This is a genomic window from Arthrobacter sp. PAMC25564, from assembly GCF_004798705.1.
GTDB lineage: Bacteria > Actinomycetota > Actinomycetes > Actinomycetales > Micrococcaceae > Arthrobacter.
Map to the genome: position 1 here is coordinate 244,836 of NZ_CP039290.1, position 15,478 is coordinate 260,313.

The 15,478-nt window shown below is 65.3% G+C and carries 11 protein-coding genes; 6 read left to right on the forward strand and 5 right to left on the reverse strand.

The window, feature by feature from the left end:
* Positions 1-75: 75 nt before the first annotated feature.
* On the forward strand, positions 76-1,041 hold the full coding sequence (locus tag E5206_RS01120) for a LacI family DNA-binding transcriptional regulator (protein WP_240690095.1): 966 nt from the start codon (positions 76-78) through the stop codon (positions 1,039-1,041).
* Between the two features lie 78 nt (positions 1,042-1,119).
* Positions 1,120-1,944, forward strand: coding sequence for an ammonia-dependent NAD(+) synthetase (nadE, locus tag E5206_RS01125; RefSeq protein ID WP_136320878.1), 825 nt, complete (start codon positions 1,120-1,122; stop codon positions 1,942-1,944).
* A gap of 24 nt (positions 1,945-1,968) precedes the next feature.
* On the opposite strand, the gene E5206_RS01130 is transcribed toward nadE, so the two are convergent.
* The gene (locus E5206_RS01130; protein WP_240689868.1) at positions 1,969-2,871 is read right to left on the reverse strand and encodes a plastocyanin/azurin family copper-binding protein; all 903 of its coding nucleotides are present in this window, start codon (positions 2,869-2,871) and stop codon (positions 1,969-1,971) included.
* 379 nt (positions 2,872-3,250) lie between these two features.
* A complete protein-coding gene (locus E5206_RS01135) occupies positions 3,251-4,027 on the reverse strand; it encodes an IclR family transcriptional regulator (RefSeq protein ID WP_136320879.1) in 777 nt (258 codons plus the stop codon).
* A gap of 255 nt (positions 4,028-4,282) precedes the next feature.
* Between E5206_RS01135 and E5206_RS01140 the strand changes: the two genes are divergently transcribed.
* From E5206_RS01140 to E5206_RS01155, 4 genes are all read left to right on the forward strand, one after another.
* Complete coding sequence (locus tag E5206_RS01140) at positions 4,283-5,011, forward strand: CoA transferase subunit A (protein ID WP_136320880.1); 729 nt, start codon at positions 4,283-4,285, stop codon at positions 5,009-5,011.
* Between the two features lie 32 nt (positions 5,012-5,043).
* Complete coding sequence (locus E5206_RS01145; RefSeq protein WP_136320881.1) at positions 5,044-5,742, forward strand: CoA transferase subunit B; 699 nt, start codon at positions 5,044-5,046, stop codon at positions 5,740-5,742.
* On the forward strand, positions 5,739-6,923 hold the full coding sequence (locus tag E5206_RS01150) for an acetyl-CoA acetyltransferase (RefSeq protein WP_136320882.1): 1,185 nt from the start codon (positions 5,739-5,741) through the stop codon (positions 6,921-6,923). The genes E5206_RS01145 and E5206_RS01150 overlap by 4 nt, the downstream gene beginning before the upstream one ends.
* Before the next feature lie 224 nt (positions 6,924-7,147).
* Positions 7,148-9,964: a LuxR C-terminal-related transcriptional regulator gene (locus E5206_RS01155; RefSeq protein WP_136320883.1), complete on the forward strand. Its 2,817-nt coding sequence runs from the start codon at positions 7,148-7,150 to the stop codon at positions 9,962-9,964.
* Between the two features lie 24 nt (positions 9,965-9,988).
* Here E5206_RS01155 and E5206_RS01160 read toward each other — a convergent pair whose 3' ends face one another.
* From E5206_RS01160 to E5206_RS01170, 3 genes are all read right to left on the reverse strand, one after another.
* Positions 9,989-10,810, reverse strand: coding sequence for a hypothetical protein (locus E5206_RS01160; RefSeq protein ID WP_136320884.1), 822 nt, complete (start codon positions 10,808-10,810; stop codon positions 9,989-9,991).
* 119 nt (positions 10,811-10,929) lie between these two features.
* Complete coding sequence (locus tag E5206_RS01165; protein WP_136320885.1) at positions 10,930-13,275, reverse strand: hydantoinase B/oxoprolinase family protein; 2,346 nt, start codon at positions 13,273-13,275, stop codon at positions 10,930-10,932.
* A gap of 62 nt (positions 13,276-13,337) precedes the next feature.
* Positions 13,338-15,464, reverse strand: coding sequence for a hydantoinase/oxoprolinase family protein (locus tag E5206_RS01170; RefSeq protein WP_136320886.1), 2,127 nt, complete (start codon positions 15,462-15,464; stop codon positions 13,338-13,340).
* Positions 15,465-15,478 lie beyond the last annotated feature (14 nt).

A 15,478-nucleotide genomic window follows, 5' to 3' on the forward strand; every position in this document is an offset into this window, starting at 1 on the left:
TCACGTTCAGAGAGGAGCGCCGTGGCTGCACCAGCCGGAGTCAACCGCCCTGCCACGATCCACGACATCGCTGCAATGTGCGGCGTCGCGGCGTCAACGGTTTCACGGGCGCTCTCCACGCCGGAGCGGGTCAATTTTCGCACCCGTGAGCGGATCGAAGCCGCTGCGGCCGAGCTGAACTACACTCCGAACAGCCAGGCCAAGGCCTTGAGCTCGGGACGGACCGGTGCCGTGGGAGTGCTGGTTCCTGACATCACCAACCCCTTCTACTTCGACCTGATCCGCGGAACCCAGCTCCAGCTCAAGGCGGCAGGCTACACCCAGTTGCTGGTGGACACCGAGGAGTCGGACGAGGTGGAAGCCAGCACTATGGAACAGCTGCGCAAGAGTGCCGACGGAATCATTGTTGCCGCCTCGCGGCTGAGCGATGACGTCCTGCTTGCCGCCGCAACGAAAATGCCCATGGTCACCGTCAACCGCGATGTTCCCGGAGTGCCGGCGGTCATCATCGATACCCCCTCCGCGACCAGCCAGGCCCTGGACCACCTGATCTCACTGGGCCACACGCGCGTCGCCTTCATGGGAGGTCCGCTGTCCTCCCAGTCCAGCACGCGGCGCTGGACTGCCCTTTCGGAAGCTGCGGAGGAGCGCGGGATGGAGGTCCTCAGACTTGGACCGTTCGCGCCGAAGACACAATCGGGTGCGGCCGCAGCGGATTCCGCCGTTCACAGCGGGGTGACCGCCTGCATAGCCTTCAACGACCTTATTGCCATCGGGATGCTCCAACGCCTCCGTGAACGCGGCATCCGGGTTCCGGAGGACATGAGCATCGTCGGGTGCGATGACATCTTCGGCGCAGACTTCTGCAACCCCCCTTTGACCACCATGACCTCCCCGATTGAACAGGCCGGACGGGTAGCCGTGTCGATGTTGCTGGCCCAGCTCAATCCCCTGTCCGGGGGCGCCAACCGCAGTCGTTCGGTGATGCCCACCCACCTGACGGTTCGCGGTTCCACCGGGGCGGCGCCGGGAACTTCCTGACCGTGTTGCCGGGGGCAACCGGATGATTCCGGCCGCAACAGTTGAGCCCGGTTGACACCGCTGGCTAGGCTTTGAACCATGCGTGAACTCCAGGCGAAAATCATCGAAGAAATGGGCGTGCAGCCCCGGGTCGACCCCGCCGGGGAGGTGCGCAGGCGCGTCACGTTCCTGAAGGACTACCTCAGGGCCACCCGCACCAAGGGCTTCGTGCTGGGCATCTCGGGCGGGCTGGACTCCTCGCTGGCCGGACGCCTGGCCCAGCTGGCCGTAGAGGAACTGGAAGCCGAAGGGGTGGACGCGAACTTTGTCGCGGTCCGGCTCCCCCACGGCTTCCAGCACGACGAGGAAGACGCCCAGGCTGCACTGGACTTTATCGGCGCCAAGACCGAGTGGACCTTCAATATTGCCCCGGCGGTGGAGGGTTTCGAGGCCGAGTTCGAGAAGACCACCGGCGAAGCCGTTTCAGACTTCACCAAGGGCAACATGAAGGCCCGCTCCCGCATGATTGCGCAGTACGCGCTGGCCGGCGAGCATAACTACCTTGTCATCGGCACGGACCATGGCGCCGAATCGGTGACGGGATTCTTCACCAAGTTCGGCGACGGCGGCGCGGATGTACTCCCGCTCTTCGGTCTCAACAAGCGCCAGAACCGTGCGCTCCTCGTTGAACTGGGCGCGCCGACGCGGGTCTGGGACAAGGTGCCCACCGCCGACCTGCTCGACGGCAGGCCCGGCCGCACCGACGAAGACGAACTCGGTCTCAAGTACGACGAGATCGACGATTACCTTGAGGGCCTCGAAGTCCCCGACGGGGTGGCCGAACGGATCGAACAGAAATACCTCAGCACCCGGCACAAGCGGACCGTTCCGGTCACACTCGGCGACACCTGGTGGCGGGAGTAGGGTACGGCGCCGTCGCGGGCGTGATCAGTTCCTGACTTTCACGGTTCCCTTCATGCCCATGAAGTCGTGGAGGGCACAGATGTAATCGAACTCCCCCGCCTTGTTGAAGGTCACGGTGTAGGTGGTGTCCGGCGGGATGATCCCGGAGTTGAAATCCCCGCCGGTGAAGTTGCGGGGATCACCGAGCGGCACGAACGGATTGGCCGGCTCCGTGCCGAAGGTGACCGTATGCGGCGCGCCCATGCCGTTGTTCACGAAGGCCACCGTCTCGCCCACGTGGACCACGATGTCCTGGTTCACAAACCGCATGACCATGGAAGTTCCGTTGTCCGTTCCGGCGATAACGGTGTGCTGATTGGCCTGGTCCCGGGCCACGTCCCATTGCTTGAGGCCGTCGCGCAGGATCTTCTGTTCCTGCTTCATTGCCTGGCTGTCATACTCCGACTGGGAATACGGGTAGTCCGTTCCCGTGGCCCGGACATGGACCGTCCCCTTCATGGCCATCCCGTGCACGAGGCAGTAGTACGTGAACTCGCCCGTGTCCGGGAACGTCAGGGTGTACTTCTTCGCTTCGGTGAAGCCGCTGTCGGACACGTTCGACATAACACCGGAGTTGTAATACGCATGTCCGTCATAGCTATCCCCGCCCTGCCTGAGGATGCTCAGCGGATCCATCGGGTTGAACGGCTGGGTGGACTCCAGCGACTGGCCGTCGGCCAGGAAGCTGACGGTGTGGATTTCCGCCGAGTTCGCCTTCCACGTGACTTTGTCGCCGGCATTGATGTAGACGTTTTCCGGCAGGAAGGCCATCCCCTGGATCGCCTGGTCAGAGGATTCGGAACCGACCTGGACGGTCCAGGTCCGCGAGGATTTGCCGCCGTCTGATTTGCCTTCTGCGAAGGCGGTGCCGCTGACCGCCAAGGTCATTAACAGAGCTGTGATGGATGCAAACAGGACGCGCAGCAGGCGCCGCATTCGAGACGTTTCAGCATGAGGAGTCAACCGACTCACTCCTTTGAATCTGGCATGAACGGCCGGTAACCGGCCTGGTATCTTTTCACGGCCGCCGTCGACCACGACGGCGGCCGGGGCCGGACGGGTGCGCGTCCGCCTGGCTTCTTCCGCTCCCTCAACCGCTCCGGACGGGGTGGGCAGAGGAAGCCGCCGGAAACAGGCCCGCTGCCGGGTACTAGCATCGATGTGCTTTTACAAGCAGTTCTCATCGTGCTCCGCAGCCGATGATTTGTCGAGACGCTGTGGCAAGATCCGTGGCGATGCGCTGACCCGCCGGCGCACCGCCGGCGTCCTACCCGGTGCCCTGGAGCAGCGTCGAGATCCGGTGGGCCTCCTCCATCAGCAGGCGCCCCAGGAGCGGCTGGCGGTCCTCCTTGAAGCGCGGCTGTATGCCGGTCAGGGACAGCGCCCAGGCCGGACGGCCGCGCCGGTCAAAGACCGCCGCGCCCATTCCCCAGCTGCCTTCCAGCACGAGCCCGGGATTGACCGAATAACCGGCCTGCCGTGTTTCCGCCAGGTTCCTCCGGACCAGCGCCTCGGTGTGGGCCGCCGCGAAACTGCCGGCGTGCGTTGCCCACGAGGCCAGCAGTTCCTCCTGCTCCCCCTCGGGCAGGAACGCCATGATGGCGGTCCCGGCAGAGGCGACGCCCAGCGGAAAGCGGACGCCCTCGTGCAGCACGAAGGAACGCACCGGGAAGCTGCCTTCCTCACGGAGCAGGCACACGGTCTCGGAGCCGCGGCGGACGGAAAAGAAGGCGCTCTCGCCGGTCTCCTCGGCCAGCCGGCGGAGGCTGGGCCGCGCGATGTCCTCCAGCGGGAACCGGGCCGAGGCCACGGACCCCATCAGCAGGATCTCCGGCCCCAGTACCCAGTTTCCGCTGCTCGCGTCCTGGTCCAGCAGGCCCTCGGCCGCGAGGGAGCTGAGCAGCCGGTGCACCGTGGGGCGGGTGAGGCCGGATTCCCGGACCAGCTCCACGAGCGCGGAGCCCTCGGGTTTCCGTCCCACGATCCTCAGCAGGGCCGCAACCCGGCTCACCACCTGGGCGCCCTGGACGGGTAATGAATTCATCTTCTCCTCGGGTTTTCCGGATCGTTATCGATAAAGTATCCATATTGTGGATAGTCAACAGCCTAGCGTCCACACTGTAAAAATGCAGGTTTTTCGCCAAACTTTGTGCATTGACAGCCCCTGCAGGGGCACCGTACGCTCCAATATCAGAACAACCGTCCACAAAGTGGATCGGAAATTGGATCGGAAGGCCGGGTAACCCCGGCTCGGGCCGCGGCCCATCACCCAAGCTCAACCGCTCAATGAGGAGATGTAATGTCAAAGGTGAAATCCGGAGCAGCCGCCGCGCTGCAGGACGTACTGCGGGACGGCATGACGCTGGCCGTGGGTGGCTTTGGGCTCAGCGGCATCCCGGCGGACTTGATCGAGGCCGTCCGGGATTCCGGCGTGAAGGACCTCACCGTGGTGTCGAACAACATGGGCGTGGACGGCAAGGGCCTCGGCGTGCTGATCGAAGCCGGCCAGGTCCGCAAGGTCATCGCCTCCTACGTGGGGGAGAACAAGCTCTTCGCCGAGCAGTACCTCGCCGGGAGGCTGGAGGTCGAGTTCACCCCGCAGGGGACCCTCGCCGAGCGCCTCCGCGCCGGCGGCGCCGGCATCCCCGCCTTCTACACGAAGACGGGCGTCGGGACCCTCGTCGCCGAAGGCAAGCCGCTGGCCGAGTTCGACGGCGAAACGTATGTCCAGGAGCGCGCCATCAAGGCCGACGTCGCGCTGGTCCACGCGCACACCGCCGACACCGACGGCAACCTGGTCTACCGCTACACCGCGCAGAACTTCAACCCGGTGGTGGCCACGGCCGGTGCCGTGACCGTCGCGGAAGCCGAGGTGATCGTCGAACCCGGCGCGCTGGACCCCAACCACGTCACCACCCCCGGCGTCTTCGTCCAGCGCCTCGTCCAGGCCAGCGGCCGGGTCAAGGACATCGAACAGCGGACGGTCCGCCCGCGCGCCGGGGCCGCGCCCGCCGTCGTACCCGCCTGAACTGCACCTAAAGACTTTTGAGGAGAAACACCATGGCCTGGACCCGGAATGAAATGGCTGCCATCGCGGCCGAAGAACTCAACGACGGCGACTATGTCAACCTTGGCATCGGCATCCCCACGCTGGTCGCCAATAACCTGCCCGGGGGCGTCCGCGTCGTCCTGCAGAGCGAGAACGGCCTGCTCGGCATGGGCCCGTTCCCCTACGAGGGCGAGGAGGACGCGGACCTGATCAACGCCGGCAAGCAGACCGTCACGGTGCTGCCCGGGGGCAGCATCTTCGACTCCGCCACCTCCTTCGGCATGATCCGCGGCGGGCATGTGAAGGTCGCCATTCTGGGCGCCATGCAGGTCTCCGGGAACGGTGACCTCGCCAACTGGACGATCCCCGGCAAAATGGTCAAGGGCATGGGCGGCGCCATGGACCTCGTCGCCGGCACCCCGCGCGTCGTGGTCCTCACCGAGCACAACGCCAAGGACGGCACCGCCAAGATCGTTCCGGAATGCACCCTGCCCCTCACCGGCCTGAGCTGCGTGGACCGGATCATCAGCGACCTCGCGGTCTTCGACCTTGTTAAGACAGGCTCCGGCCGGCAGCTCACGCTGACCCGCCTCGCACCCGGCGTCACCGTGGAGGAGCTGCGCGGAAAGACCGGGGCGGCGTTCGACGTCGCGCTCGAAACCCTTGAAGTACCCGAAGAGACACCGGCATTCGAAGGAGCCACGGCATGAGCCTGAAGGAACAGTTCGACAAGGATGTCCTGCTCACCGGTTGGGGCCACAGCCGTTTCGGCAAGCTCACGGACGAGACGCTCGAGTCGCTGATCGTGCAGGTCGCCACCGAGGCGATCGGCAACGCCGGGATCGAACCGGGCCAGATCGACGAGGTCTATCTGGGCCAGTTCAACTCCGGCATGATGCCGCTGGCCTTCCCCTCCTCGCTCGCGTTGCAGGTCTCGGCCCAGCTCGCCAACGTCCCGGCCACCCGGGTCGAGAACGCCTGCGCCTCGGGGTCCGCCGCCTTCCAGCAGGGCACCAAGTCGCTGCTGGCCGGCACGGCGAAGACCGTCCTGGTGATCGGCGCCGAAAAGATGACGCAGGCCGGCGCCGACGTCGTCGGGGCCGCCCTGCTCGGCGCGGACTACGACATGGCCGGGAAGACCTCGACCACCGGCTTCACCGGGCTGTTCGCCGAGGTCGCCAAGCACTACGAAAAGCGCTACGGCCCGGTCTCCGATGTGCTCGGCACGATCGCCGCGAAGAACCACCGCAACGGCGTGGACAACCCCTACGCCCAGCTCCGCAAGGACCTCGGCGAGGAGTTCTGCCGCACCGTCTCGGACAAGAACCCGATGGTCGCCGATCCGCTGCGCCGCACCGACTGCTCCCCCGTGTCCGACGGCGCCGCCGCCGTCGTGATCAGCGTTGCCCCCACCGGCGGGGCCACCGCGCCGGTGCGGCTCGCCGGCTTCGGCCACGCGAACGACTTCTTCCCCGCCGAGCGCCGGGACCCGACAGCCTTCGCCGCCACCCGGGTGTCCTGGCAGCGCGCGCTGGGGATGGCCGGCGTCGGGCTGGAGGACCTGGACTTCGCCGAGGTGCATGACTGCTTCACCATCGCCGAACTGCTCATGTACGAGGCCATGGGACTGACCGGCCCGGGCCAAGGCGCCCGCGCCCTGGCCGAAGGCTGGGTCTTCAAGGACGGCAAGCTGCCCATCAACGTCTCCGGCGGGCTCAAGGCCAAGGGCCACCCCGTCGGCGCCACCGGCGTCTCCCAGCATGTCGTCGCCGCGATGCAGCTCACCGGCACCGCCGGCGCCATGCAACTGCCCAACCCCCGCCGGGCCGCGGTGCAGAACATGGGCGGCGTCGGCATCGCGAACTACGTCAGCGTCCTCGAAGCCGTCTAGGAAAAGCAACGCGGGGTCAGATACGGCCCATCCCGGGCCCTTTAATGGGCCGTGAGTGACCCCGCGTTGGGGGTGTTCCGGGCCCGGGGCCACAACGCCGGGCCAGGAACCCGCACGGCGAATCAGCCCGGGGGACCTCCGCTGTCTTTGACGCCGCTGTTCCCATAGGATTTCAGAGGGCTAGATGCATTCCCGGCTACAGCCGGACCACAAGGAGGTGGCGGATGCCGACAGGACCGCCCAGTGCGTCAAGCAAGTTCCGCGCGCCCGAGCCGGTTGGCCAGTGGGTTCACCGCGCGCGGCTGACCGAGATGCTCCACTCGGACCGGAAACGCCGGCTCGCGTTGATCCACGCCCCGGCCGGATTTGGCAAGTCAACTCTTGCCGCCCAATGGATGGAAATCCTCGCGGCCCAGGGCCTCGTCACCGTCTGGTTGTCCTTGGACCGGGATGACAACAACACCATCTGGTTCCTGTCACATCTGCTTCAGGCAATCCGCAAAGCCCGTCCCGGACTAAACGAGGAACTGCAGCAGCTGCTTGAGGAGCGGCCCGACGACGCTGAGCAATATGTCGTTCCAGCCCTCATCAACGCCATTGATGAGGACGGCCAGGACATCGTGATCACCCTGGATGACTGGCACCTGGTCACGGAGCCCAGAACCAGGGCGGTAGTCGAACGGCTGCTCGACGCCGGCGGCTCCCATCTGTCCTTCATCATAACCAGCCGCTCCCGCGCGGGCCTGCCGCTGGGCCGGCTGATGGTGCGGGACCAGCTGCTGGAAGTGGATGCGGTCTCGCTGCGGTTCGATGAACATGAATCCAAGGACTTCCTGGTAGGTATCAACCGGCTCGATCTCGATGCGGGGGACGTGGCGAGCCTCCACCAGACCACTGAAGGCTGGATCGCGGCCCTGCAACTGGTCTCCCTTTCCCTGCGGGACCACCGTGAGGCCTCGGAACTGATCGAGCGGCTCTCCGGCCGGCACGCGTCAATCGGTGAATATCTGGCCGAAAATGTCCTCGACACCCTCGACCCCGAAACGCTGGATTTCCTCCTGATGACCTCGGTTCCGGAACGGCTGTGCGCCGGGCTGGCGTCCGCCCTCTCGGGGGTGGAACTCGGCCAGGCCATGCTGGAGAAGATCCAGGCCCAGGACCTTTTCCTGCAGCCCCTTGACGAGGACGGCACGTGGTACCGCTATCACCACCTGTTTGAGGACTACCTGCGCCGCCGTCTGGAGCGCGATTACCCGGGCCGGACCCAAGAACTGAACCTGATCGCTGCCCGCTGGTATGCGGAAAACGGATTTCCCAGCGACGGGGTGGACCATGCCCTCGCCGCCGGAGACGTCGAGCTCGGGGTGGAGATCGTCGAATCCCGCGCGATGTGGCTGGTCGAGCACTCGAGCATGTCGACCCTGCTGGCACTCGTCGGCAAGATCCCGGCTGACCACGTCGCCGGGCAAGCCAGGCTCCAGATGGCCGTAGCCTGGGCCCACACCCTGCTTCATCAGTCCGGGGCGGCGCAAAGCGCCCTGGACCTGGCCGAAGCCGTGATGCCCGCTGATGCGACGCTGACCGAGCACGACCGCTTTGAACTGGGCGTTGAGGGGCTCGTCGTCCAAAGCTGCATCGATATGTACGGCGACCGGGTGAACCATGTGGATGAACTCGACGAAAAATGCTTTGCCCAGGCGGACCTGCTCCGGCCCTGGATCGTCTCAGTGGCAGCGAACGTCTCAACGTTCAAGAAGATCCACGACGGCGATTACCCTCTCGCTTTGGAACAACAGCGCTGGGCCGCGAAGTTCCACGGCCTCACCTCGGGCCCCTTCAGTGGCGTGTACGGCCAGTGTTTCGCGGGGCTTGCCGCCTACGCCCTGCTCGATCTGGACAGCGTGGACCAGCACTTCACCGCGGCTGTGGAACTCGGCCGGCGCAAGGCAGGACGATACTCGCATGCGGCGCGGCTGGCGGGCGCAATGATGGGGCAGCTTCTTTACGAACGCGGCGAGCTCGATAAAGCGGAGAAGCTTCTTGAGGAGACCCATGAGCTGGGCTCCGAAGGCGGCGTCGTGGACTTCATGATTTCGACGTTCGCCACCTTGGCGCGGATCAAGGCACTCCGGGGCGACGCGTCACGGGCGCGGGAAATCCTGGACGAAGGCGATCTTGTCGCGGACAGCCTCGGTCTGGACCGGCTGAAACTGGTCATCAATCTGGAACGCGTCCAGCTGGGAATCAGCCCACGGCCCGGGCCGGCCGAACCCCATCAAGCCATGCTTCCCGCGGCGGCCGGCGCGGAAACTGCAGCTGCCGCAGAAGCAGCGGGACCGCGGCTGGAAGGTCTGGCCGAGGCCAGGCACCAGATCCTGCTGGCCACACAGCTGCGGTCCGCCATGGCTGGTGCCGGGCGCGCCGGCCAGGGATCCACCACGGCCACGGTGAACGCTGCCCGGCATCTGCTGGCACGCGCCACGGCCTACCAGGGTCCGAGGGCTGAACTCAACGCCCGCATCGTGCTCTCTGCGGCCCTTGAGCAGGCAGGCCACCGTGACGAAGCTGAAGCGACGCTGCTGCCTGCCTTGGCCACCTGCTGCCGGCTGGGGTTGGTCCGCCCGGTTCTGGACGGCGGCCCAAGCTGCTTGGAACTGGTGCGCGCGCTCTCGGCCAAGCAGCGGCGCGGTTCCCCCACGGACGGCGTGAGCCCTGAACTGCCGCGTTTCCTCAGTATCCTCATCCGGCTGGATTCCCAGGCCAGGACCAATCGCGACGCCGGATGGTCATCCGGCCCGGCAGCCCAAACCCTGGGCTCGGCAACGACGCCTGTTCCGGAACCGGGCCTGTCGCAGCGCGAACAGACGATTCTCCATCTTGTCGAGAAGAACAGGTCCAACCGCGAAATCGCCCAGGAGCTGCATCTGGGCATCAACACGGTCAAGTGGTATCTCAAGAGCCTGTTCAACGCGCTCGGCGTCAGCGACCGGAGGGCCTGTGTCACAGAGGCCAGACGCCGGCACCTGCTCCCCCCGGACTGACCGGAGCGGCGCACGCAGGGCCGGCTACCCCAGGGTTTCCAGCCGGGCCAATACGCCTTCCGGCGAAGCGGCGCTTGGGATCGAGCTCAGGTAGAAGTCCCCGGCCGGGAGCTCCACCTCCCGTTCCAGCCAGAACCTTGAAGGGATATACGCGCCCACCGCGGTTTCTCCGTGCAGGTTCACCTGGTCGTCGTCGAGCTGCCCCAGGGTCCAGCGGTAGTTGACGGCAAGGTTGGAAATCGGGGTGTAGGCCTCGAGCGACACCGTCACGTTGCGCCGGGAACCGGCGGGCGTCCGGTTGTCCAGCAGGAGTCCTGCGATGGGCAGCCCGGCGAAGGCACGCAGCCAGTCGCTGACATACATGGAGGCGTTCTCCGCGTTGTCGGCGTCAAGCCCGCTGGTGTCGTCCGCGCCCGAGAAGTGGTGTGTACCAATGAGCCATTCCATCGGCGAGGGGATGCGCAGGACCACTGGCTGGCGGGCTGTCTTGGCGAACGCGGTAACAAAGTCCAGCACCGCCCGGTTGACGTCGTCGTCTCCCAGCAAGGTCCGCAGGGCGTAGCCGGTCCGCGATCTGGCCGCCATGGCGGTCTCGAGTCCGGTGTTGCCGGCGGTCAGGTGGCCATAGAGCCGGTTCAGGTCCAGGAGGGCTGCGTCCGGCCGGAGCAGCCCCTGCGCCTGGGCGAAGAAGGCCGCGTAAGCGGTGGCGTTGTCCCAGGGGACGGGCCGGCCGCGAAGAATGACGGAAGACGCGTAGTCGTGGTGGTCGAACAGCACGGCTTTCGGCCGGCCTGACGGAGGTGCGGCAACAACATTGGCAAGTGTGGCGGCAGTGGTGGTGGTCATTTGTCTCTCTCCGGACTGTGGCTGTGAAAGGCCTCCAGCGCCGCACCGTCCGGGATTCCGGCGCATGCGGCGCTGAAGGCTTTTGGGGTTGGTGCGTCCTGAGTCAGGACGCTGACGGGCTAGGACTTGCGCTGGACAACTTCACCGTGCTTGGTTTCGAGCTCGCGGATCCGGTCCTCCAACGCGGTGATCTTCACTTCCCTGCGGTCCGGGAGCATGATCAGCGGCAGTTTGTCGACGGTCGCCTTGACCCGTTCCGGGCCGTTGCTGGTGAAATGGGTGGCGGTGAGCTCGTCGGTATCGTCGCCCCAAGACCCGTAGTAGAGCAGATCCTTCGGGGGTTCGGCCTTCACGTAGCCCTCCAGGAACTCCTTGTACGGCTTGCCTCGGGCGATCCGGGCCTGCCGGCAGTCATAACGCAACCGGGTGGTTGCCTCCTGGTCCACCACGAAGGTGTCAGGATTCCAGACGACGCCGTAGATGCTGGTGGCGACCTTCGCTGAAATGCGGCCGAGCTCCAGATCCTTGGCGACCGCCTCGGGGTCGCGTTCCAGGACGTCGCCGTAGCCGCCGCCGGAACCCTGGGCGATCATGTACAGCTCACCGTCCTTTGCGACGTCGAACTGCAGGCCCATGTGGGCGGTGCTGTACTTGCCACCCTCGTAGGGCTGGTCGTTCATGATCCGCTCCATGGACAAGTCGAACTTGCTGGAATCCTTGCGGATGATGTCGTAGATGTTGATGCCCTTGACCATGGCAAGCGGGTTTGTGCTGCAGCCATAACCGCCGAACATCCCGGTGACGGAGGAGAACTTGGACCCCGAGGTGACGGTCATGAAGCCCCACATCGGCGTCCCTTCGGCGGCGACGATCATCTCGTAGCCCATGCCGCCGCTGTTCTTGCCGAAGCCCTGGTTGTCGCGGACGATCCGCTTGCTGACCAGCTGCATGAAGGGGACTTCCTCCTCCATGACTTCCTGTTCAGCGGTGTCAGCCATGGCGCAGAACAGCGGGGAAACGGCATCTTCACCATCGCGGAACGCCTTGGCCCCGCCGCCCATCCCGTTGAGGTCCGCACACAGGTTGCCCACCTGGTCCCCGTGCTGGGTCAGGCCTCCCCAGAGGAAGGTGTTGATCTGGTTGAACCACGGGGCCAGCACGTTGGAGAACTTCTCCGGGTTGGAGAACTGCATCTTGGCGAAGGCCGTCTGCAGGGCCGAGAACCCGCGGAACGAGGCCTGCAGCGACTGCCCCATCGGCGCATCGTAACCGGCGTCGGCCCAGGTGTGTTCATCCGAGATGATATCGATCGGCGACATCGCCGAGGTACACCGTGGCAGGTCCGGCCACCAGAACGCCAGGATCGCCTGCATCATCATGGACTTGACCGAACACAGCGGGGAATTGATGGCCCGGTTGAGGATTTCCGGGCCCGTTCCCCTCAGGTCGACCGTCATTTTGTCGCCCTTGACCGTGACCTTGCAGGCGAATTTGATCAGGATGTTTTCTTTGAGCGTGGAGTCCATGAACTGGTTGAAGGACACGGTTCCGTCGGGGAGCTCGCTGATGCGGCGTTTGACTTCCTGCTCCACATCCTCAACGGTGACCCGCAGCGCGGCTACGAACGTCTCAACGCCCACTTCTTCAATGATGCTGTCAACGCGTTCCTGGATCCGCTGGACGGCACCGATCTTGACCTTGAGGTCCGCCAGCTGCAGTTTGGGGTCGCGGACCGAGTGCTGCAGGAAGGTCAGCAGATCCCGGCGAAGCTCGCCCTTCTCAACGATCTTGAACGGGGACATCCGCAGTCCGTCGTCGAACGGGGTCTCCGAGCCTGACGGCATTCCGCCCGGCTCGCAGGCGCCGTTCTCGCCCTCGTGGATCGTTGCCGCGACCCACGCGATGATCTTGCCGTCGCGCATGATCGGGGTGATCATCGACTGGTCCGTGTTGTGGACGTTCCCGTACCGGGCATCATTGTGGATGAACCCGTCGCCGGGGTTGATCCCGACGGTCGGTTCGTCCTTCCAGTACTTCATGATGTAGCGGATCGGGTGGTGCAGGATCGCGGAGAACGCGATGACTCCGTGGCAGGACAGGTAGGTGACGTCACCCTCGGCGGTGTAGATCGCCGTCGTCAGGTCCCCCCACTTTGCGCCGGGAGCGGCACCCATGGCCTCGCACATTTCGTAGCCTTCGTCGAGGGCGCCGGCAAGCCGTTTGCGGATCCGGTCGACCTTGATGGGATCCACGCCCTTGGCGATGCACTCCTCTTCGTAGGCCGAGCGGGAGGTGATCTGGTGGCTGCGCATGATGGCAGGGTCCGGGCCGAGGAAGAGGGTGGTTTCGTCCATGAACTGGTCGACCCACTGCTGTTCCTGGGCGGTCAGCGGCTGGGCGGTGCCGCCGGCGGCCGCGTCGTCGGCTCCACCAACGGTGCTGTTTTCATTTGCTGTAAGCGTCATTGCTGTCTAGCTCCTTCAATGGGAGTAGCGGGAGGGGAGGTTGGGGATCCGCCAGGCACGGATCAGTCTTTGAGGAACCACACGGCGCCCTGGGATGTCGGCTCCAGGCGCCAGGCCGGCTCGACGAGATAGGTGGTGTTTTCGGTCGTCACGATCGCCGGGCCGTGGATGACGTGCTGGTGGTGCAGGGCCTCGGCGTCATAGACGGGCGTGTCGACGGCTCCGTCGATCTTCACGAAGTGGACCTGCCGGGTGCCGATCGGCGACGGCATGGTCCGGTCATGCCCGGAGTCGATCGAGTCGAACTTGACCACGTCCCCGTCCACATAGGACGAAACCCGCACGGTCTGTGCCCTGATCCCGGCCTCGGGGGCCTGGCTTCCGGCCCCGTAGCGCTGGCCGTAGATGTCGGAGAACGTCCGGATCAGATGGAGCACGTCGGCGACGCCGTTCACGCGGTTGATGTCGAAGACGACTGCCGTGGTCACCAGCTGGTTGCCGTAACGCAGGTCCATCTCGAGGCTGTGGCGGATGTCGGCGGGGTTGTAGCCCTGGCGGACCAGGTCCTCCCTGCCCTTTGCCTCGAGCTCCTGGATGACACGGTTCAGTTCGCCGTAGCTGTTGTAGAGGCTGCGGTCCGTGGGGTTGTACAGGACCACGTGGGAGCCCCGCTCGTGGATATGGAGGGGTTTCATGTTGCCGGCACCGCAGGCCGAGAAGACCGAGGAGAAGGGCGGGGCGAGGATCCTGCGGATCCCTGCATGATCGGCGATGCCGCAGGCGTGCAGGGGTCCGTTGCCGCCATAGGCCAGCATGGTGAAATCTTCCGGCAGGTAGCCCCGGACACGCAGTTCCTTCGACATGCCGATCGCCATCTGCTCGTCGACGGAATTCTTGATGATTTTGGCGACCTGGATGGTGTCCATGTCCAGCTCATCGGAGAGCACCTCGTCGATGGCATAGATGGAACGCTTCTTGTTGAGCTTGATGTAGCCGTTGGCGTAGTTGTCCGGATCGAGGTAGCCCAGGACCAGGTCGGCGTCCGTGACAGTCGGGCGGAGGCCGCCGCGGTCGTAGCAGGCGGGGCCCGGGTCTGAGCCGGCCGATTCCGGCCCGATCTGCACCGAGTGGTGGATCCGGTCGTAGCTGGCGATCGAGCCGCCGCCCGCGCCCAGGGTCAGCAGGTGGATCATGGGAACCGAGACCAGCCAGCGTCCGATGGTCGGCTGGAAGTCGTAGTGCTTGACCCCGCCCTCGGGAACCAGTCCGATGTCGAAGGACGTGCCGCCCATATCCGTCGAGATCACGTTGCCCAGGCCGGTGCTGTCAGCCAGGTGCTGGGCCGCCCCCACGCCGGCGATGGGGCCGGAATGGATGGTCTGCAGGGCATCCGTCGAGTTGGATTGCGCCATACCGCCTGAGTTGTGGATGACCAGCATGGGTTTGTCGTAGCCGGACGAACGCAGGTTGTTGGACAGCTGCCCGAGGGCGTGGAACATGATCTCGTGCAGGAAGGCGTCAACAATCGTCGACGTCGCCCGGACGTACTCGCCTTTTCGGCCGGACACCTGGCTTCCCAACAGGACGGGGATGGCGCCGAGCTCGTGGGCCGGGTACTCGTCGAGGATGATCTCCAGGATCTGCTGCTCATGGACCGGGTTTTCGGTCGAGTTGACCAGCGAGACGACGATCGCCTCCGCTCCGGCATCCACGAGTTCGCGCACCTGGATCCGGACATCGTCTTCCATCAGCGAAACGACCACATTGCCGGCGGAGTTGATGCGCTCCTTCACCGAGCGGATCAGGGCACGGGGCACGAGCGGATCGGGGCGGGTGGCATCCGGCATGTTCTGCTGCTTCGAAGGATCCAGCCCTTCGCCGTAGCCGCGGCCCCGGGAGAGCGGGATGGTGTCCTCGAAACCGTGGGTCACGAGGGCGCCAACCCGCGGGCCCTTGCCTTCGATGAGGGCATTGGTGCCGAGGGTGGTGGCATAGCGGACGGAATCGACTTCCTTCAGGACGAGGTCCCGGTCCAGTCCGGCTCGCGAGCAGGCGAGGTCGAGTGCTTCGTTGAAGCCCTGGGCCAGGTTGTGGTGTGTTGTCAGCGCCTTTGCTTCAACGTATTGGCCGTCCCAGGCGAAGAAACAGTCGGTAAATGTACCGCCGATGTCAACGGAAATTCGTTTCATGACCAGTGGTTTCC